The following is a 20262-nucleotide window of genomic DNA, read 5'->3' on the forward strand; positions in this document are numbered from 1 at the left end:
AAGTTACCAAGTTAATCATTTTTAGTTTTTACGCGCTTCAAATCTGTTCCGCATCCAAAATTTCGACGGCTCTAGACCAGGCTTTTCAGCGTGGAGCCAATAACCAAAGCCCGCAAAAAAACTCTTGTAACTGTCTGAAAGTAATAATTTTTTCTCGTGGCTTGCAAATCCGCCCACGCCGGTTCGATTCCGGCTTCGGCCTCCACATTCGAAAGCCCCGTAGACCTTGGTCTACGGGGTTTTTTATTGGGCGCGATTTGACGATCAGTTCCGCAACTACTACTGGTTCTGGTCGTGCTGAATATCAGTATGTGCGCCGCATTGGTTTAAGGACGCAGTTTCACAATTGAGCAGTGCCGTGTCGGGGCAAATTCAGAACAGTCGAACTTGTGACACGTCATCCCCACGAGCACTCACAACAGGCCTGGCCCCCACATAACTTAGAAACGCCGCTGGCGATGCGGTGGCCTGCTCAAGGCAATTTCTCTTATGCAGAGAAGCAAAAAGTGCCACCGAGTAAGCTTGGCAATTGATGGATTTTTGTGGGTTGAACTCGATGTCGGTGAACGCGGAATAGTCGGATAGCTGATCCGCCAAGTCCGTTCGATGCTTCAGCGCACGGATATATAACCAGTCATAAAAAGCTGTTTGCGGTTCCAGTGGCCACTGCACGTTAGCGAAGTTAAATCCTGTGAGTCTTCCGGATATACGCAGCCGCTCGTCACGCTTTGCATCGCGTGAGGTAAAAGCATAAATATCGGTGAAAGGGCCGCCTTGTTCGAATACCTTGCTGCCCTGGAAGGCGCATTCGACACTTAGTGGGTGACCGAGCATCAAGCTGTCGAAGCAAAGATTAAAAGCGCTGAGCGCAGCACCGAGAGGTTCAGGGGATTTAGTGGAGACCTCCAGCACTTTACCAATGCCTGGTAATGCACGCGCTGCTTGGTGAAGGGCGGTGACAGATTTTTGTTTCTGAGACACTGAGAGACCTGCAAACCATTGGAAGTCTACGATCTGTGTGCTTACGAGCGCTTGCCCGTCAAAGTCAGGGATAAAAACGGGTCTGCTGGCCATCAATAAGTCCATCCGGATTTGCGCGCATAAGTTCGTGCACCGAGAAAGCCGTAGCCTTCAGTGTGTACGTGCACAGGCTTGTCTACTACGCAGTCTTTGTACTGTTGCAGGCTGTTCTGGTCGCTGAAAACCACGCTGTTGATAAGCGCGGGCTTTAGTGTATCGAATACTAAAATTTCAGCTTGAACATCGGAGGGGTCCCCTGGCTGAAGTCTGCATTCTGCTCGAGAAGGCAGGTTGTTCTGCGGACTAAACAGGTTATCGAAAGCTGCGACTGTCTTGAGGGCCGCGAGAGGCTGTTGGCGAATACGGTTATCTGCCGCATTGTGATTGCAGAACGCCGTATCAAGTGACCATAAGACGCAGCGATCAACCACCAGTACAGCCCAGCCTTGCTCGGGACTTTTCCAGCGGTAACTGGCAAACATCTTGTCATTGGGATGTCCGATGGACATGCACACGGCATTTGGGCGCCCATCAAGACGTAGATGATCGTTAAATCTGAAGTCGATCTTTTTGTCTGTAAGGGCAGTAATGGAGCAAAGTCCATGCTGCATGATCGAAGGCAAATTTTCGACACGTGTGAAATGAATCAGATAGGGCAGTTCAAGAGCTCGCACCCGTGTCTCGAGTTCTTGCTTGCGCAGGAACCCAGGAATGTAGGCTGTCAGCCCGCGACTCTTTATCTCCGGGTCCTGGAGGTCAGCTCTGGTCGCCTGAAGTGTGCCCAGTACGGCTCCGAACGTAAGCCGCGCCAACGGTTTGTTGCTTTGCGCGGCTTTGCCGGAAATGAAATCCCAGGTGTCATGCCCCCCCAGCTTGCACAACTCCTCACGCATTGCGTTACGAAGAGGGGCGTTAGCCCACACTTGCCGAACAATATCGCTGAAAAATCTGTCTCGTTCGTCTTGAAGCTGGCGCTTTTTGACCTCTATGGCGGTCGCCAGAGGGGTAGCGCCGACTCCGAGCACGCTGGAAAAGTCTGGAACCGCCCAAGTAAGTGAAGGAGCCGCCGCTAAGGCCTGTGTGTTGGGCTCGAGCGCTTTTGTGAACTTGGCACGCGCTTGAAGATAGTGCGCCCAGGCTATCTCCCCATGTTCCTGACGCCAAGCATCCAGCTTCAAAGCGCTTTGCGCCCGCTCCAATGATTTTTCAGTCCAGAGCTTCTCCGTGAACATGACAGCTTCCAGGGAGGCAGTGGCTTTTTGAACGTCAAGGCTCAAAGCCACCGAGTCGCTGAAGTACGTGATGGTAGTGCTTAGCGAATCGAGCGAACGAAGAAAAGCTCCACCCGAGGACTGACTTTCAGAGGGTGTCCTTACTGCAGGCTTCAAATCCAAAGACTGGGGCTGCGGCGATGAACGCGAGGGTGAGGCCTTTTCACCGGCGGGTACGACGGGATGAGGCTGCACAGCGCTATTTTTGTTCCGTTTAAGGAACCAATAGCATGCCCATATGGTAATCAGCTGCAGCAAGATCAAACTGGGGAGAAACGCGTTAGAAAGTGTAAATACAGTCCATGCGGCACAGACAATAATCAATGACTTTTTACCGAAGAGACTCGCGAGGTAAATAGTAAAAATAATTAAAATCTGGAAATAAAGAATTGCCATCCATTGCCCCCAATGAACTGTTTATGGACTGACTTCAGCGCCCTGAAGTGTTAGCCAGCTGACGAGATAACAACAGGCGTTAAAATCGGGCAGAGATCACTCGACAAGCTCGCGGGTTGCTTCTCTGACGGCTTTCAACTTTGTGGGTAAGAGAGGCTCAGGCTCGGGGATTGCCGTCTGGGTGTAACGCGTTATATCCCCGGGTTGCCAGCTATCGAGCCTATTCATCTTTACCCTGACCCATAGCAAATAGCTGAAGCACAAAGTCGCTACAGCTAGCCCAATTTGAATGCTGAGGGTTTCCAGCAGAACTACACCTTTTTGCGCATTGGCGCCGTACCAGGAGAGGACCGGAATCGCCATCAAGACCCATGTGGCGAACCAGGCCAGCAGACCGGCTAGCAGGGTCCTGGCAGTCAATTTGTGAAGGCTGTTGATTGTGCGATTGCGCAGCACTTTGTGCCCAGGGCCTATTTGTTGTACGGCGGCAATGGTGAGCGCTTTTTTAAAACCGGGGTCGTAATACCAGACTCGACTTTTTGTAGTGTTGTTAGCACCGGTCAGGTGGTGATAAATCTCATTGGACATGGCCAATCGTTTGACCGTACAGCCATTAATGCGAGCACTGAATTCGTCACTATGAAAGTCAACTTGTTTCAGGTCTGATATCAAGCAATCGGTATTAAAGAACCTGGGCACACAAAACATCCTGTTCGAGTGATGGCAAATTTATCGGGTTGATATCATATGGCCATATATCGTTTGTGTCGAGGATGTTAGGTTGTTTTAATGCAGTGGTGGTGGGTGTGAAACTGTATATATATTGGCGCCAATAAAATGGCTGTCGAGATTATCAGCAATTAAATTCGTATAGAGCGCAAAGGTGGCTGCTGCTCGAATAAATGCTACCTAGTGTGTGGAAGTTTGAATTGAGTTTGTCGCGGGGGATTTAGCTGTCACAAACAAAAAAGGCCCCGGGAGGGGCCTTTGGTGTCAGTAGATATCTTTTGAGATCAAGGTAAGCGGGGTCTTGATCATGATTTTGATATCGAGCCATAGCGACCAATTGTTGATGTAGTCGAGGTCGATCTCAACCCGCTTCTGCATTTTCTCAATCGTGTCGGTCTCACCGCGGCAGCCACTGATCTGAGCCAGGCCAGTAATGCCGGGCTTGATACGGTGGCGTGCCATATAGGCGTGAATTTTTCCGGTGTAATAGTCGTTGTGAGCCACTGCGTGAGGGCGTGGGCCGACAAGCGCCATGTCGCCATGCAGCACATTGAACAACTGAGGAAGTTCATCCAGTGAAGTGCGGCGGATAAAGCGACCAACAGCGGTAACACGTGAGTCATTGCGGCTTGCTTGTTTGACCTGTTTGTCGTCATGCACTTGCATGGAGCGGAACTTCCATACCTTGATGACTTTGCCGTTCCAGCCGTGGCGATGCTGTTTGAACAGTATCGGGCCTGGTGAAGACAGCTTTACTGCAATAGCAATAATGGCAAGTAATGGGCTAAGGATAATAATTGCACCCAGGGACAGCGAGCGTTCCATTAATGCTTTGCTTAGTGCTGCAGTTGGATAGCTGGTGAGCGGGCTTTCATTCAAGTGGATAGCTGGGCGACCACCAATTTCGCTGACAGAGTGGTTGAGCAGCATCATGCTGTCCAGGTCCGGAACCCAGACTACATCGACATTCAAATCCAGCAGGTCTATGTAAAGCGCTTCAATACGTTGGGCTTCTTGCAGGGACAAGGAGATATAAAGCCGGCGGATATTGTGTTCGGTAATCAATGAACGAAGTTGCGCTAGCTCACCCACAATCAGTGGCGAATTTTTACCATCTTCAAAGGGAGAAGCGCTAACGACACCAATCAATGGAAAATGATTTTGTTGAATAAAGTTTTCAGCCAGCTTCAGGGCAACACCATCTGAGCCGATAATAAGGCTGTTGTAATGATGGTTATTTCGTTGATGATAAAACCTGGACAGGCGATGCAGTATTAAATAAGGCGGGATTTGAATCAGGTAGCCTAACAAAGCCCAACTAATAAGGGTTTCACGGGAAAACAGTTCGCCGGATTTGGTAATGAAACCAATAGTGCTCAGGCAGGTGAGTGTCAGGGTCCAGCCCAGCAGTAAACGGATCGCTCCGTTGAATGCCTTGTGCCTTTTATAGTAGACATGGGTGGCAGAGTAGGCCGGAACTGACACCAGTAAAGTGAGGATGGCGAGCACGCGATAATGAAAATCGATGGTGCCAAGCTTGGTGTAGACCAGTGCCAATAACAGTGCGATGACAAACGTCATGGCAATGGACCACTGCCCCCAAAAAGTAAGCCCTCTGGCCACGGTTTTTCGATCTAGACGTGTATGTATCAAGGTAGCAGCCTTGTAATAAGTGCTTGACTATATGAGAGTGGCTTGCCTGTTTATGGTTCAACACTCTTTTGCGCAGGATTCGTGCCGTAGTGGAGCTGTGATGGTCGTAAGAACCATTCATAATAAAGGTAATTTACAACAGCCGTTCGACGATTTATAACAATTCGCATATAGGGTATTGTTATTTTCAATAAAGTAAAAGTGCTCAGCATGTCAGATTGATAGCGATATGCCTGTATGTTTTAAAAAGATAAAGGCGATATGCCACTTACTCGATAATTTGCACATCTTGTACCAAACAGTACCCTCGGTTACGCACCGAGCGAAATAGACGCTCATTAAAAGCTCTTCTGAACTTGCTCTGCAGTCGGCTCAGACACATTTCCAGGCCGCTATAACTGTAGGCGTCTTTATTGATGCCGAGAATCAACTCTTGCTTGCTACAAACACGTTCATTGCTTCGAGTGAGTGTCTGGATCAGCATTGATTCAATATTTGTAAGCTGAATGCAAGCAGTGCTATTGCATAACACTTGTTCTGCAAAACAAAACGACCACACATCAGAGCTGCTCGATAGCCGGGAGGGTTCTGTCTGGGGGCTGGAAGTCAAGGTCGTTTTCAAGGTCGAGATAGTAGTAAGGCCTGGTGAATAAGGGTGATTTATCAAAAGGTAGGGTTTTTCCACCGATATTGCGTTGGGCAGCGTGCTGGTGGTTTTGTTCCCGGGCATCATGCCAGGCTGCGTATTTACCCAGTAACCCCAAGAGGCAAGAAGGTGTCCGATAGAATTATCGGTCACATAACCGGCTGGTCGTCGGGTGCTTGCAACTTGCGGCGTACCACTATAGAACGCCGTTAGATAATCATTAGCCGTGCTTGCAGGGCTAGTAAAACTCAGTGTCAGCTTCATACGTCAACGTCTCCATTCGTCGGTGTTCGTCTGGTGCCAAGCCACGAACTACAGTGGCACTACTGATAGTGCATGAAGTTGCTGTTTGAATTATTACTATCCGGTAACCGTGCCACGGCGCAGTCGATAACCAAATGCGCGGACACTGACAATCAGTTCCAGGTTGTAGGCTTTTTTAATCTTTGTTCTTAAGCGGCTTATGGTTTTTTCCAGCGCTCGAGGATCATAAAATACTATGTTAGGGTCCAGTATTTTGGCAATACTGTCTTGGCTTAATACATGTTGTGGGGCAGAAATCAGAGCATCGATAATTGTCATTTCGGTATAGGAAATTTCAAGTTTTCTGCTGCCGTTGCTTAATAACAGTCGGGTGCGATCAAGTGTCAGCTGAGTGGTTGTTTGCCAGTGTGAGTCCGCGAAAGTACGCGATAGTAATGCCGCTTTTTCCAGTGGGGCGGCCGGTAACTTAATACAGTGGTCGGCCCCTGCCAGATAATAGTTGATAGTGGTAAATGACTTGCTATGGGTCACCAGTACAAAGATACAAGCAACTTTATTGGTGGAACGTATATGTTTGACCAGTTCCAGGCTGTCGTTGATATTGTCTGGTGTATCAACCTCAATAAAAACAGCTTCTGCCTGGCTAAAATCACAGATCAGATATTCCGTAATCACCGAGGCGACAATATGCCTCACGCCAGAGGTGATGAGTTGTTGTATGTCTTCGACCAGCGCGTTGTTCTGTACAAAGTTGAACGCTTGTGGGGTCTGGTTGTCGGTCTTGCATCCTGCGAAAAGCATATCACCTAACCCAAATACTCAGAGGCCATAGGATTTTGCCATATAAGCCAATGTGAAAACCGACATTTTATAACAATCTGTATTCGCAGTGTGATTCTTATTGCCAAACCTTTGGCTTCAAGATATCGATGGCCGATTTCTCTGGGGTTTAAACACAGTATCTATCGCAAAACTCTTATTTTTAACTCTGCACTATCACTTTGCGGGCTTCTATTCAATATCTAATTGGCGGGCTTGCGAGTGCAATACCATGCGGCTGCCAGCCCAAGCGCTACCCCGAGGGTATTGGCCAGTGCGTCGTATAACGATGCAGTGCGCAGTGGGATAAGCGCCTGGGCATATTCAATGGCGACCCCGGTCAGCACGCAACCCAGTGCGATCCAGTGCAGCTTGACCCGCAAAAACGCCAGGCGACAGCTAAATGCCAGGGCGAAAAAGCCCAAAAGGTGATGCAGTTTATCTTCCTGGTCAAATAGCTGCGCAATGGGCCTGGTGCGCAATCCGGTGTACAGCAGGCCTGCGCACACAGCTATAAATAGCAGGGTGCGCAGCCAAAATGGCAACTCAGCAAGGCGCCGGATCAACGGAATCACTCGGTGATCTTCTCGAAATTCTCGTAGAACGCATCGCGGTTACGGCCATCGGTCATGGTATGTAACGAGTACTGGCGATGCAGCATGGCGCCGCCGTCTCGAGTCAACGGAGCCCATGCAATGTTTGCGCGGCTCATGGTTGACACGCTCATCATCTCGTCGAACGGAATTGAGATATAAATGCCCTTGTCGAAGCTACCTTCTCCGTATTCTTCCTTGGATGCCGTGGTTCGAGTTACCCAGCCGCCGAACTTCACGCCATTGGTAAACTCGCGGGAAATATCGATGGTGGTACCCCAGTCACGCGCCAAATAGCGACCGACACTGACCGCAGCGACCAGATCAAACGGCAGCTTGGTATAGGTAGTGATATGGCCGGTCACGGTCTTGTAGTCACGCAGACCAAAGCCCTGATCAAAATCACGTTGGCGCACATAGTTCAAATCGGCCCCAATCGACCAGCGTTCACCCATGGGGCGGTACAACAGCTCACCGCCGACACCGGCGTACATCGATTCCAGATAACCGCCATAGACCATGCCATATAAATCCTGATCCAGTCGTTTTGCCTTGTTAAGCTGCAAGGCTGGCATTGTGACATCGGACGTAGTGACATATTGGCGTAAGTCGGTACGCACGCGGGGCAGGTTACTCGCGGAATCGTATTTGAACTTGTCATAGTTGTTCAGCAGGTTGGCACTGATGCCACCACTGGCCCAAGTGCTTGGGGTAAAGCGATATTGCCCTTCGGCATAGGCGCTGATCTGGTAGAGCAGGAATCCATCGGGGCCACCGAGGTTTTGCTGATAGCCCAGGCCAAAACCATAGGTAAACGGATCCGGCTTTTGCTGATACAGGGTTTTATCGTAATGGGCGGTAGCGCGATTGACCTCGGTGGTGCGATGCAGATCAACCAGATCTTGCTCGTTATTGACTACATTGCGGAAGGTTGAGCGCGGTACGCTGGTTTCTTCCACCGGCATGTCATAACGCTTGTTGACCAGGGTAAACCACTGGATCTCATCATTGGCGCTATTATCCAGAATTCGGCTGGCCCGGCCTGCGCCTTTGGCTGCGTAGAAATACTTGGACTGCTCGCCATACACCATCAGTTCGGAATCGCGCTGGGCAATACGCTCGACTTTATAGCCGGCATTGCTTTCCAGTTTTTTCGACACTTCGGCCCAGTCAACCTGGTCCAGCCCTACGGTTGGCGTATGGGTTGGCAATGGTTGGGCGGGCGGGTCGTAGGTTTTGGCCGGTGCTTTGCGACTGACAAAGTTGGTGTGCAGGGTGATGCCGAACAGGGCAGTATTGCCGCGTTCCCAGCCTGCGGTCAGGTCGATATTTTCGTTAAGTTTGTAGACTGCGCCGATATTGATCGGGGAGTCTTGCACCTGGTTGTTGTTTTGCGGTTCATGCTTGTAATCGTTGCCGTCAAACTCGACCTTCAAGCTCAAGGGTGCCCAAGGTGTTTGATAAACAACCCCGCCAAACAAAGCTGGTGAGCCCCGGAAGTAGGTATTGGTATTGACGTCGCCGACTGTTGTATCTGTAGGTCGTGTGTCAAAACTGTTATCAAGATAACCCAGCGGGTTATCCATATCGCCCCGATTGCCTATATAGCCCCAGGCAATGCCCAGGCTGAAATCTAGGTCCTTGTAGCGTTTGTTGGCTACAAAGTACTCGCTGGAAAACAAGCCGGTACCGCCGATATCGCGGAAACCCAACGCTACCTCTGGTAGCCAGTGGCTTTCTTGCCAAAGTCGGGCTTTGACATCGATCGCCTTGTCCTTATAGCTTTGGTTTCCACTTAAAGCCTCCGAACCGTACATCCGGTTGGTAATAGAGGTATAGCGGAATGTCCCTTCGAGCCAGTCAAGGGGCTGCAAGGACAGACTGTAACGTGAATAAGGCTCTGTGCGGTTGGCGTTAAGGCTTAACTCACCTGCGGGTGCCATACGAGCGGTTGGTGTTTGGAGCAAGCCAACACCACCAAAATCATTTTGTGTATAGCGTGGCTCCGCATGGGCCAAGCTATAGGGCAGCAAGACGACAACAGCAAAACGTAACTTCAAGGTGCAACCTCAGCCAGCGGTTGAGTGGCAAGGAACTGCGCCAACTGCTCGTTTAAATCAGGCGTGGGCAAATCGGGATTGTCGTTGCGTACCGGCACTAAAATTGTGCTGCCGGCTACCGCATGCACGCCGTCCTCACGGTTCCATGCAGCAATGGCGACTTGCTTGTAGGTGCCATCTGGACGAACCATCCACAGAAAATCGCTCTCTGCTTGTTTCAGGCGCGGGCAATGGTCGAGATAGTCGCGTACCTCTTGCATGGCCTTATAGGGCAGAACGCAGCGCTGCTCCACGGCGCCGAGTACGGTCACCGTATTGGTGCGGGCAGGGTATATAACCCGGTCGCCATCGCTAAGCAAATAGTTGCGAGCAAAACCTACTTCCAGTGCTATGGGGTCCAGATTTGCAACTTTACGGCCGGTAACCGGCAGCCGGTCGACTTCCTCATAAAGGCGCGCAGCAACGGCTGCCAGGGCGTCTTTGTTGTTGAGCAAAGCACCACGCTGGAGCATTTTCAGATCAAACAGCACGCCCACTTTAAGCCGTGTCTGTTTTTCCATTTCGGGCTGGTGCAACCACGCTGCTGCTAACCAATAACTTTCCGGGTTGGGGCTGGCCAGGCTGATCAGGTTCAGCAAGCGCATGCCAGGTGTATAAGCGACACTGACAGGCTTAAGTACATCACCGCTCACAGACACTGCGGCCTGACTCAGGGCGGCATGGCTCAGCAGCAGGCACAATGCCAGTTTTTTCAATTGGCTCACTGGGTAGCCTCCCAGTCAGGGCGTAGATGCACAATCCTCAACAACAGCCCCGGAGTTACATATTGCTCGCTCTGCAAGATAATGCCGTCTGCAGGTCTGACCCAATAATGGTTGGTGTTACTAAAGCCCAGGGCCGGGATTTCCACCTTTTCATCAATGCGCTGCAGTACATAGGGGGTGTCTAGAATTGTCACGGTCTCCAGGCCTTTGCGGATAAAGCGGCTGTTGACCGCCAGCCCGACCTGTTCGCCCTGATACATGTCGATCCAGCGCGTACTGCGCTCGCCGTCGGCAATATGCTGCAAGCCGCGCTTGAATGGCGACTGACCGTCAAAGCGGGTGCCGTCCAAGCCTGGCTCCAGTCCGGTGGTGCGAACCACCAAGCCGTTGCGCATTAGCAGTACCTGTTTACCGGAGGCAACCCAGTACTGCAAGTCGCCCTGCTGCCGTAGTTTGGCCATGACCCCTTGACTGGAAGGGGTGGTGACCAAAATTTGCGCATAAGGTACGGCCGCCACATCGTCAGCCGTCAGTTGCACCGGTTCAGCGCTGTTCAGGGTGGCTTTGAAGGTATCAACGGAGGCTTTCATCAGCGGGCTGCAGCCACACAGCAGCAGGCACGCCACCAAGCATGAGCGGTTACGAAGAGTTTTCAAAACGGCTCAAACCTTATCGGCTGTTGGCTTCACTGAGGTTGTTACCTGCGGCGGCACCAGTACCCAGTATAGTGGCCGATGGCAGCAACTGGCTGATCAGGCGGTTCCAGCGAGTTACCTGGGCAGGGCCAACGTAAACGATGTCCTGAGGCTTCAATTCAAAGCGGTTGGCGATCGCAAAGGCGACAGGAGACTCAGCATCTAGTTGGAATACTTTGGCCGGCTCGGTTTCGATGTTCTCGGCGCCACGAATCACATAAAGCGCATTGCCGTTGGAGGTGGTTTGGTTCAAACCACCGACAGAGCCGACTACATCAGCCAGGCTCATATTTTTGGTTTTGAAACGGATTGCCTGCGGTGCAAGAACTTCACCCATGACGTAAATCTTCTTGCGATCGTTGTAAGGCAGATACAATTGATCACCGTCTTTCAAAAATACATTGTGCAACTGCGATCCGCTCGTGTTGAGCGCATCGATATCCAGCACATATTCTTTACCGTCACGGGTTAGCGTCAGCCCGGACAGATCAGCATTCAGCGGCTCAATACCAGCTGCGCCGATTGCTTCGATCACGCTCATGGGAGATGTGGTAATGGGCATCGGCCCGGCTTTAACTACAGCGCCTGCAAGGATTGCCTTTTGGCTGGCAAATCGCAGAACACTCAAATCCACCTGTGGACTGTCAACGTACTGCGCCAAACGTTGGGCAATAGTAGAGCGCAGCTCTTCGATGGTTTTGCCCGCCGCATCGAGCTTGCCGATATACGGGTAGAAAATAGTGCCGTCAGGTCGTACAAGGCGACCGTTCGCATCAATCTGCTGTTGTGCGCCCGAAGGTGCCGTCAATTCAGGATGATCCCAGACGGTTATATACAGCACATCGTTGGCGCCGATCCGGTAGGCCGCAGGCTTGAATGCCAGCAATTCTGCTGGCACCGAGCTTGAGACGTGTGTCGCCGCGTTTTGCGCAATCAGCTTGGGAGTGATGGGGATTAGCTCTACCCGACTGCTTTCTGGTGAGCCTTCAGTCCCGATTTCACTGGTATCCAGGTACTGACCGGGCGCAAACATACAACCTTGCAGGGCGAACCCTGCAAGTACCGCGAGCGACAAACTACGAATCATCATTGAGGACACTTGTAAAGGAAACACATCAAAATCAAATGCCTGGAGTATCCCAGGTGGTTTAGTCCTTTCTACCTGGCAGGTACCTAGTTGGTACCGGTAGTGCCCGTTGTACCAGTAGTGCCAGTAGTGCCAGTAGTGCCGCCGTTGCCACCACCACCACCACCGCCACCGCCCGAAGCTGCAGCTGCAATGCCGGCAGCCGCCGCAACACCTAGACCTACTGCGGTGGTGGTGCTAACGCCACCCAGTACGCCGGTTTCAGCAGCCAAGGATGTGCCAGAGGTAGCACCAGTAGCACCTGCTTCAGCCGCAGGTGCATCTGCAGCAGGTGCGTCAGTCACAGGCTCAGCTGCAAATGCAGAAGCGCTCAAGGCAAGGGCGAGGGCTGAAACGATAAATTTATTCATTTGAAAATCCTTTTGAAAAGTCTGTATGGGCGATAGAGCTGTAGCGCCTCTGTCCAAGGCTATGAACGTCGAACCCAGGATATGCTTACAGCCCCAGAAGGCGCTATAACTGTGGCATTCAAGTGATTCTGTACAGGCATTTTAATGTGCAATAACGGCTCAAGAATACCTGTGTAGAGCGGTCAATGTTGCTGACCTTTTATAACGCTCGGCCTAATCTGCAGTTATCTGCAGGGGACTGGATAAAGTGTTGAGAGCAACACCTTTGAATGGTAATTGCTAAATTCAATTACCTCAGTCCAGATTTACGTCCGACCGTACTTGTCCTCAAAGCGAACGATATCGTCTTCACCCAAATAAGAACCTGATTGCACTTCGATCAGTTCCAAGGGGATAACCCCCGGATTTTCCAGCGCATGGATCTGGCCAATCGGAATATAGGTGGACTCGTTTTCGCAGACCAGATAGGTTTTCTCGCCATTGGTCACCCTGGCTGTGCCGCTCACCACGATCCAGTGCTCGGCGCGATGGTGATGCATCTGCACCGACAGCTTGGCACCCGGTTTTACAGTGATGCGTTTGACCTGATAGCGATGGCCGTTGTCGACGGAGTCATATACTCCCCATGGACGATAGACCTCGCGATGGTTGATATGTTCAGTGCGCGAGCCATTTTTCAATTGCTCAACGATCTTCTTTACATCCTGTACATGGTCCTTGTGAGCGACCAGCACCGCATCCTTGGTTTCGACAATCACCAGATCATCCAGGCCGACAGTGGCAACCAAGCGGCTGTCAGCGTGCACATAAGTGTTGCGTGACTGCTGATTAAGCACATCGCCCTTGAACACATTGCCCTGTTGATCCTTATCACTGACATCCCAGAGAGCAGTCCATGAGCCGATATCACTCCAGCCTGCATCCAGTGGCACCATCACCGCATCGGCTGTTTTTTCCATCACGGCGTAGTCCACCGAATCATCCGGGCAGGCGGCAAACGCAGTTTCGTCGACACGGGTAAAGTGCATATCCTGCGAGCCACCGGCCAGCGCGGCACGGCAAGCGGCCAGAATATCCGGGCGATAACTTTCCAGTTCTTCCAGGTAACGACTGGCACGGAACATAAACATGCCGCTGTTCCAGAAGTAACTGCCACTGGCCAGATATTCTTGAGCTGTGACCAGATCAGGCTTTTCAACAAAACGATTGACCTTGAAACCGCCGATACCTACGTCGTCGCCTTGCTCGATATAGCCGTAGCCTGTTTCCGCATGGGTCGGAACTATACCGAAGGTCACCAGCTTGCCGTCTTGCGCCAAGGGCAAGGCGGTCTGGATGCAGGCCTGGAAAGCGCTTACGTCCTTGATCAGGTGATCAGCTGCGAGCACCAGCAGGATAGGGTCCTGGGCTTCGCTGCAGGCCTGTAAGGCTGCCAGTGCAATGGCCGGTGCTGTATTGCGACCGACCGGTTCCAGCAAAATGCCGGCTTTCTCGAGCCCCAGTAGGCGCAATTGCTCGGCAGCGAGAAAACGGTGCTGTTCATTGCAGATCAGCCGCGGCAATTCGGCGCCCAGCCCGTCAAGGCGCTGAATAGTGGCCTGAAGCATTGAAAAATCAGCATCGGCTAGCGGCAGAAACTGTTTGGGATTGAGCTGCCGTGATAGCGGCCACAAACGGGAGCCCGACCCCCCGGCCATGATGATCGGAAAGAGCATGTTCATATTCCTTTGTATGCTTTAAAAATTATCGCAGCGCATCCAGGTAAGCACGTGTGTTGGCATGTACCTGCTCACAGGTCTGCATCTCGGCCTGAGACCACCAGCGATAGGCATCGTGCTGCGCGTGAGGAGGGTGCAAAATGTCGTCCGCACCCAGAACCAGTTGGTAAGCGAGTACCACGTAGTGGGTGTCCGGACCTTGCCCGGACGCCGCAAACACGCTGTCAGCGTAAAAGTGTTCATACACCCCCAACAAGCGGGCGTCGCTACGCTGACAGGCCTTGCCCAACTCTTCCAGGGTCAATCTGTCAAACGCCGCATCCAGGGTTTCATTTTTAAGGATGCGTCCACCGGGGACAAACCAGTTACCCTGGGCCGGTCGATTAAGCCGTTGCCCCAACAGGCATTCGCCCTTGCTGTTTTGAACCACCAGGTCGATGGAGATCAAGGGGGTTGAATCGACAACGCTGCGAAACAGTTCGTTGCTGAGCCACATGATTTAAATCTCGCTAAGGAAGCGGTTCAGTATCTGGTCTTTATCCAGAAACTCGCAGGCATAGCCGGTAGCAATCATATTGGGCACCGGCATGGCCAAAACGCTTTCGATACCCTCGATCAAGGCCTCGACCGATTCAGGCTCCACCAGGGTGGCGATACCCGGGTACTCCGAACACAGCAACCCTAAACTGGTGTCAGGATCAGCGGTAATCAAGGCGTTGCCGCCTACCGCTAGGATATTGGTCAGCTTGGACGGCAATACGGCATCTGCGGCCCCGCGTTTCTGGATCACCAGATGACAGTCGGCCGAAGCCAGCAGGGCAGGTAGGTCGTCATAGGGCTGAAGCGGCGCGAATACAATATTGTGCAAGTTGTACTGTTTGCTTAGCTCCAGTAATCGGGCTTTACCTGCGCCTTCCCCCACCACCAAAAAAACCAGGTCGGTTCGCGCTGACAAGCGTTGTGCTGCTTCGACCACACATTCAAGGCCTTGCTTCTCGCCAATGTTGCCGGAGTAAAGCAGTACGCGCTTGTCGGGATCGACGCCAAGCCTGCGCAGCAGTTCGGCATCACGGGGCACATTGCGGAAGCGGGCGGTTTCGGACCAGTTGGGAAAGAACCGCAACCGCTCTTTGGCAACGCCTTTTTCTGCCGCCCGCTGCAACATACCGCTGGAGATGGTCGATACCCGATCAAATGCCCGCAGCACTGCGCGCTCAACAGCAAACGCCCAGCGCTTGAGGCGCTCGCCCTTGGCGATGGATAGCCCGAACAGGGCATCCACTTCGTAATCCTGAATATGCAGCACCGAAGTGGCGCCCGTCAGTCTGGCCAGCGCCAGTGCTTGGGGAGCGCAAAACAGCGTTGGCACCACCAGGATCACCAGTTCAGGCTTCCAGCGCAACTGGGCCAGCATGGCGAAGGTCGACGACAGCGAGAAACTGGCCAAATGCAGCAAGCGTTTGATGGCTGTGGGCTTGGCCGGAACATACAGCGGGCAACGAATGACTGTGACGCCAGCCTCTTGGCGTTGGTTAAAACGCCAGGTGCTGAAGCCTTGCCAGACCTTCCAGTCCGGGTAATAAGGCGGGGCTGTAACGACCCGCACCTCATGCCCCTGAGCTGATAGCCAGGCAGCCATCTCACCGCTGTATTTGCCGATACCGGTCAGCTCGGGGCTGTAGTTGATGCCGTAGAGCAAAACTTTCATCAGTGTGTCCGCGCCTGTTGCACGTTAGTGACATACCAGTCATAGGCATCTTTGAGTCCGTCTTCCAGGCTGATACTGGCCTGCCAGCCCAGTGACTTAAGGCGAGACACATCCATCAGCTTGCGCGGTGCACCATCCGGTTTACTGGTATCGAAGGTCAGCTTGCCAGTAAAACCGGTCACTTCAGCTATGGTTTTAGCCAGTTCACCAATAGTGCAGTCAACCCCGGTGCCAACGTTGATGTGCGACAGCATCGGCTGGGTATTGGCCTGATAAGTGGCATCGTCCAGTTCCATGACATGGATACTGGCCGCGGCCATATCGTCTACATGCAAAAACTCGCGCATCGGCGTCCCGGTGCCCCAGATCACCAGTTCTTCGTCACCGCGCTGAACCGCTTCGTGGAAGCGGCGCAGCAGGGCAGGGATTACATGGCTGTTCTGCGGATGATAGTTATCATGTGGGCCATACAGGTTGGTCGGCATTACGCTGCGGTAATCACGGTTATGCTGACGGTTATAGCTTTCACACAACTTGATCCCGGCGATCTTGGCAATCGCATAGGGCTCATTGGTGGGCTCCAGCGTACCGGTGAGCAAGGCCTCTTCGCGCATCGGTTGCTCGGCATGTTTGGGATAAATGCATGACGAACCGAGGAATAACAACTTGTGTACATCGTTCAGGTGCGCTGCCTGAATGATATTGGCCTGGATCATCAGGTTTTCAAAGATGAAGTCAGCAGGGTAGGTGTTATTCGCCTGAATACCCCCCACCTTTGCCGCCGCCAGATACACCTGATCGATCTTGTGCTCCTGGAAAAAGGCCTGCACGGCCTGTTGATCCAGCAGATTCAGAGTGTCGCGCCCGGCAGTGACAATACGGGTATAACCCAGTGTCTGCAGACGGCGGACGATGGCCGAGCCGACCATCCCGCGATGGCCGGCGACAAAGATATTCTGGTTCAACTCACGGGCCATACTCAGTTCTCCGTAGCCACCGGCAAGTCATGACCGTGCTCTTTTAGCAATGCATGGCGCTGCGCGACCTTGAGGTCTTCGCGAACCATTTCTGCGCACATCTCCTGAGCGGTGATTTCCGGCACCCAGCCCAGTACTTGTTTGGCTTTGGTTGGATCGCCGAGCAAGGTTTCAACTTCGGCAGGGCGGAAGTAACGCGGATCGACTTTCACGATAACGTCACCGACCTTAAGTGCCGGGGCTTTGGCGCCGTCGATGCTTGCAATAATGGCGTGCTCATCGACACCATCGCCTACGAACTTCAGGGTGATACCAAGCTCTGCTGCCGACCAACGAACAAACTCACGCACCGAATACTGCACACCGGTTGCGATCACAAAATCATCCGCCACGTCCTGCTGCAACATCATCCACTGCATACGCACGTAGTCTTTGGCATGGCCCCAGTCACGCAGTGCATCCATATTGCCGAGGAACAGGCATTGCTCCAGGCCTTGGCTTATGTTGGCCATTGCGCGGGTGATCTTACGGGTTACAAAGGTCTCACCACGGCGCGGCGACTCGTGGTTGAACAAAATGCCGTTGCAGGCATACATGCCATAGGCCTCACGGTAGTTAACGGTAATCCAGTAGGCGTACATTTTGGCCACGGCATACGGCGAACGCGGATAGAAAGGGGTCGTTTCCTTTTGTGGCGTTTCTTGCACCAAACCGTACAGTTCGGAAGTCGAAGCTTGATAGAAGCGGGTTTTCTTTTCCAGACCTAGCAGGCGGATTGCTTCCAGGATACGCAACGTACCCATTGCATCTACATCCGCGGTGTATTCCGGCGACTCGAAGCTAACGGCTACATGGGATTGAGCACCAAGGTTGTAAACCTCGTCCGGCTGCACTTCTTGAATAATGCGGGTGAGATTGGATGAGTCTGTCAGATCGCCGTAGTGAAGTATGAAGTTTTGATTATCGACGTGCGGATCTTGATAAATATGATCAACACGCTGAGTGTTAAATGAAGAGGCTCTGCGTTTAATGCCATGTACTTGATAACCTTTTTCTAAAAGAAATTCTGCAAGATAAGATCCATCTTGCCCCGTTACTCCAGTAATTAATGCTTTTTTAATGCTCATTTTAATTCTGCACCTTGTGTTTAACGGATTTAATTATAGATGAATATAATTCAATGTATTTTTTTGCGACTAAGTGACTTTCAAAGCTGTCAAGAACTTTTGAACGTGCATTTGTACAAAGTTGTTCGTGGTGAGTTGAGTTAAGAACCCATAGTATACCTTCGGCGAGGCTTTTAGAATCATATGCCTTAGCTAGATATCCATTTTTCTTGTGATCTACAATGTCTAGTAGTCCTGTTGCTCCGAAAGCCACAACTGGCGTTGCACATGCCATAGCTTCGGCTGCAGTCTGTCCAAAAGACTCCTGAATTGAAGGGACTACCATGACATCGGCTGAACAATATAGTGAAACTAAAGTTTCATCATCACTAATGTGGCCAAAGTAGTGAGTTTTGAATCCTAGAATATCATTTGTTTCTTTCTGCCCATTGCCGAAAACTACTAATTCAATTTGTGTGTCTTGAGGGATGTGGTCTAAAGCTTTCTTTAATATAGAATAACCTTTATTGATATCTTTTGTGGCAGAGCTTGCACCAAATAATATTAGCTTTTTGTCTGCAGGGAGATCAAGAAGATCTCTAGCTAAGCGTTTGTTTGTGGGTCTAAATAATTCCGTATTCAGAGGGTTGGGTAAGTGAGCAACATTTTGGTTTTTTAGTAAATCTGATGATCGTGCGCATTCAGCTATCCAGTTACTTACGCCAACGAAGGTTACATTGGATAGCTTCGAGTAGTGAATTATCTTTCTCTGTACGACCTTACGGCTAAGGTCATTTAACTTGTCAGAATTTAGGATAGGGCACTTCCCACAACTCAACTTATATCGTTCACAATCCCACATAACATGACAGCCACCAGTAAAAACCCAATTGTCATGCATTGTCCAAACGATAGGTTTTGCTATATTGGAAATATCCTCTATAGACAAGCCTCCTGCATTTATCCAATGCAAGTGAACCAGGTCTGCTTCTGAGTCATTAATATACTTTAATATGTTGGTATTATTGGGCTTTCCGCTAGAAAACATTACTCTTTTTTTTGCCGAAAACAAACCAGGAAGCCTATCGAAAAAAACTCTGTATAATAAATTTATTTTTTCGAGGGTTTTGAATTTTTTGGGATATATGCTTTTGTACTCGACATCTATTCCAGTCCGCTCAAGTGAGTCGGCAAGCCGCACTGCTGCTCTTGCTGCGCCCCCTTTGTCATAGTATGAGTTCAATATCAAGATTTTCAATTTATATGCGCTTTGGATAAAGTTTAATGATCGAGAGAGCGTAATGCGCGGAGTGATCGCCCTTTCGGTGCTTTAAGCAGGTTTTCAATTTTATTTGATATGATTAGAAGTGTCGAAGGTATTATTACTGCCTGGCTTAATGCGCAGTTTAAGAATAAAGTTGAATTGCTCCTGAAAAACATAAATGGCATGAGTGACAAAATAGAAATAAAATACGACATCCGAAGAGCATTTTTTGTGGAGCCGTTTGAAAGAAATTTTAGTATGGTGCCTAAAATGAAACACGCAAATGCACTTCCAACTACACCGAAGTTCGCCAGCATCACATATACAATGCTGGTAGCGCCAACGGGATTGTCGTAATAAAAGCCACTACTAAATTTGGATATAAACTCGAGTTTGGATGGCCATATGACGGATGGTATCATCGCTAAAAAGGAAGCAATTAACTCTTTAGGAAAGGCAAAATATGGTAATGAGTTATATTGAATGAAAGAGCCTGCGCCTATCCAGGTAAAAAAAACCTCTGCTAACAAAATGAAGGATAGACCATCTGAGTTTATGTCATCACCCTGTCTTAAAAGCCCTATCAATAGTATTGTGGAGGCTATAGCCGGAACAGCCATAAAAATCAAAATCATTTTCTTACTTAGTATTATATTTCTTGTTGATAAAAAGGCTATATACAAAAAAGCTAGGACTGCAGGCAGGACAAACATTCTTCCGCCGAGCCCTAACAAGAATACAGAGTTGGCAAGTAGCAGAAGCAAGATTATTCTAAAGTTCTTCATCTGATTTGATGTATAAAAAAATACAGCCAGCGTAGTGTAGATTATGTTTAATCCGGACAAAAAGCTTTTGGCTGAATTCGTTTCGTTCCAGTTGATGCCAGCATATCCTTTGAAAGAATATGATCTTAAAGCGTAGTACGAATAGAGTTGAAAGATCACAAGCAGCGAAATCAATGCATAAAATGCTATGCCCGAATTTTTAGTATGGGTGTATGCATGTCTTTTTGTTCTTAGTGATGTAAAGCCTAAAATAAAAAATATGAAATATAGAGCAAGGATTGAGAAATAACTAATTTT

At 50.5% G+C, this 20262-nt stretch carries 19 protein-coding genes; all 19 read right to left on the reverse strand.

Annotation, left to right across the window (positions count from 1 at the left end):
* Positions 1 to 372: 372 nt before the first annotated feature.
* Positions 373 to 1074, reverse strand: coding sequence for a DarT1-associated NADAR antitoxin family protein (locus RGV06_RS25075; RefSeq protein WP_322151768.1), 702 nt, complete (start codon positions 1072 to 1074; stop codon positions 373 to 375).
* Positions 1074 to 2687, reverse strand: coding sequence for a DarT ssDNA thymidine ADP-ribosyltransferase family protein (locus RGV06_RS25080; protein WP_322151769.1), 1614 nt, complete (start codon positions 2685 to 2687; stop codon positions 1074 to 1076). Before RGV06_RS25080 ends, RGV06_RS25075 begins: the two co-directional genes overlap by 1 nt.
* A 96-nt stretch (positions 2688 to 2783) precedes the next feature.
* On the reverse strand, positions 2784 to 3275 hold the full coding sequence (locus RGV06_RS25085) for a hypothetical protein (RefSeq protein WP_322151771.1): 492 nt from the start codon (positions 3273 to 3275) through the stop codon (positions 2784 to 2786).
* Positions 3276 to 3680: 405 nt separating this feature from the next.
* Positions 3681 to 4997 carry an undecaprenyl-phosphate glucose phosphotransferase gene (locus RGV06_RS25090; RefSeq protein ID WP_322151773.1) on the reverse strand — a complete coding sequence of 439 codons (1317 nt, stop codon included), beginning with the start codon at positions 4995 to 4997 and terminating at the stop codon, positions 3681 to 3683.
* Positions 4998 to 5337: 340 nt separating this feature from the next.
* On the reverse strand, positions 5338 to 5979 hold the full coding sequence (locus RGV06_RS25095; RefSeq protein WP_322151776.1) for a winged helix-turn-helix domain-containing protein: 642 nt from the start codon (positions 5977 to 5979) through the stop codon (positions 5338 to 5340).
* A 96-nt stretch (positions 5980 to 6075) separates the two neighbouring features.
* Positions 6076 to 6780 carry a winged helix-turn-helix domain-containing protein gene (locus tag RGV06_RS25100; RefSeq protein ID WP_322151777.1) on the reverse strand — a complete coding sequence of 235 codons (705 nt, stop codon included), beginning with the start codon at positions 6778 to 6780 and terminating at the stop codon, positions 6076 to 6078.
* Positions 6781 to 7001: 221 nt separating this feature from the next.
* Positions 7002 to 7373, reverse strand: a complete 372-nt coding sequence (locus tag RGV06_RS25105) for a VanZ family protein (protein ID WP_322151779.1) — start codon at positions 7371 to 7373, stop codon at positions 7002 to 7004.
* Complete coding sequence (locus tag RGV06_RS25110) at positions 7370 to 9451, reverse strand: YjbH domain-containing protein (RefSeq protein WP_322151780.1); 2082 nt, start codon at positions 9449 to 9451, stop codon at positions 7370 to 7372. Before RGV06_RS25110 ends, RGV06_RS25105 begins: the two co-directional genes overlap by 4 nt.
* Positions 9448 to 10215 carry a capsule biosynthesis GfcC family protein gene (locus RGV06_RS25115; protein WP_322151781.1) on the reverse strand — a complete coding sequence of 256 codons (768 nt, stop codon included), beginning with the start codon at positions 10213 to 10215 and terminating at the stop codon, positions 9448 to 9450. Before RGV06_RS25115 ends, RGV06_RS25110 begins: the two co-directional genes overlap by 4 nt.
* Positions 10212 to 10871 (reverse strand): YjbF family lipoprotein, encoded by a 660-nt coding sequence (locus tag RGV06_RS25120; protein WP_322151782.1) that lies wholly within the window; start codon positions 10869 to 10871, stop codon positions 10212 to 10214. The genes RGV06_RS25115 and RGV06_RS25120 overlap by 4 nt, the downstream gene beginning before the upstream one ends.
* 13 nt (positions 10872 to 10884) lie before the next feature.
* On the reverse strand, positions 10885 to 11997 hold the full coding sequence (locus tag RGV06_RS25125) for a polysaccharide biosynthesis/export family protein (protein WP_322151952.1): 1113 nt from the start codon (positions 11995 to 11997) through the stop codon (positions 10885 to 10887).
* Between the two features lie 86 nt (positions 11998 to 12083).
* Positions 12084 to 12407, reverse strand: coding sequence for a hypothetical protein (locus RGV06_RS25130; protein ID WP_322151784.1), 324 nt, complete (start codon positions 12405 to 12407; stop codon positions 12084 to 12086).
* A gap of 305 nt (positions 12408 to 12712) precedes the next feature.
* Positions 12713 to 14122, reverse strand: a complete 1410-nt coding sequence (locus tag RGV06_RS25135) for a mannose-1-phosphate guanylyltransferase/mannose-6-phosphate isomerase (protein ID WP_322151786.1) — start codon at positions 14120 to 14122, stop codon at positions 12713 to 12715.
* 28 nt (positions 14123 to 14150) lie between these two features.
* A complete protein-coding gene (locus RGV06_RS25140; protein ID WP_322151788.1) occupies positions 14151 to 14621 on the reverse strand; it encodes a GDP-mannose mannosyl hydrolase in 471 nt (156 codons plus the stop codon).
* A 3-nt stretch (positions 14622 to 14624) separates the two neighbouring features.
* Positions 14625 to 15833 (reverse strand): glycosyltransferase WbuB, encoded by a 1209-nt coding sequence (locus tag RGV06_RS25145; protein WP_322151790.1) that lies wholly within the window; start codon positions 15831 to 15833, stop codon positions 14625 to 14627.
* Complete coding sequence (gene fcl / locus RGV06_RS25150; protein WP_322151791.1) at positions 15833 to 16810, reverse strand: GDP-L-fucose synthase; 978 nt, start codon at positions 16808 to 16810, stop codon at positions 15833 to 15835. Before fcl ends, RGV06_RS25145 begins: the two co-directional genes overlap by 1 nt.
* A gap of 2 nt (positions 16811 to 16812) precedes the next feature.
* Positions 16813 to 17937 carry a GDP-mannose 4,6-dehydratase gene (gene gmd / locus RGV06_RS25155; RefSeq protein ID WP_322151793.1) on the reverse strand — a complete coding sequence of 375 codons (1125 nt, stop codon included), beginning with the start codon at positions 17935 to 17937 and terminating at the stop codon, positions 16813 to 16815.
* Between the two features lies 1 nt (position 17938).
* Complete coding sequence (locus RGV06_RS25160; RefSeq protein ID WP_322151795.1) at positions 17939 to 19174, reverse strand: glycosyltransferase family 4 protein; 1236 nt, start codon at positions 19172 to 19174, stop codon at positions 17939 to 17941.
* A gap of 23 nt (positions 19175 to 19197) precedes the next feature.
* The coding region (locus tag RGV06_RS25165; protein WP_322151797.1) for an O-antigen polymerase at positions 19198 to 20262 on the reverse strand (1065 nt) is incomplete at its 5' end.

This window comes from Pseudomonas sp. CCI3.1 (assembly GCF_034313985.1).
Lineage (GTDB): Bacteria > Pseudomonadota > Gammaproteobacteria > Pseudomonadales > Pseudomonadaceae > Aquipseudomonas > Aquipseudomonas psychrophila.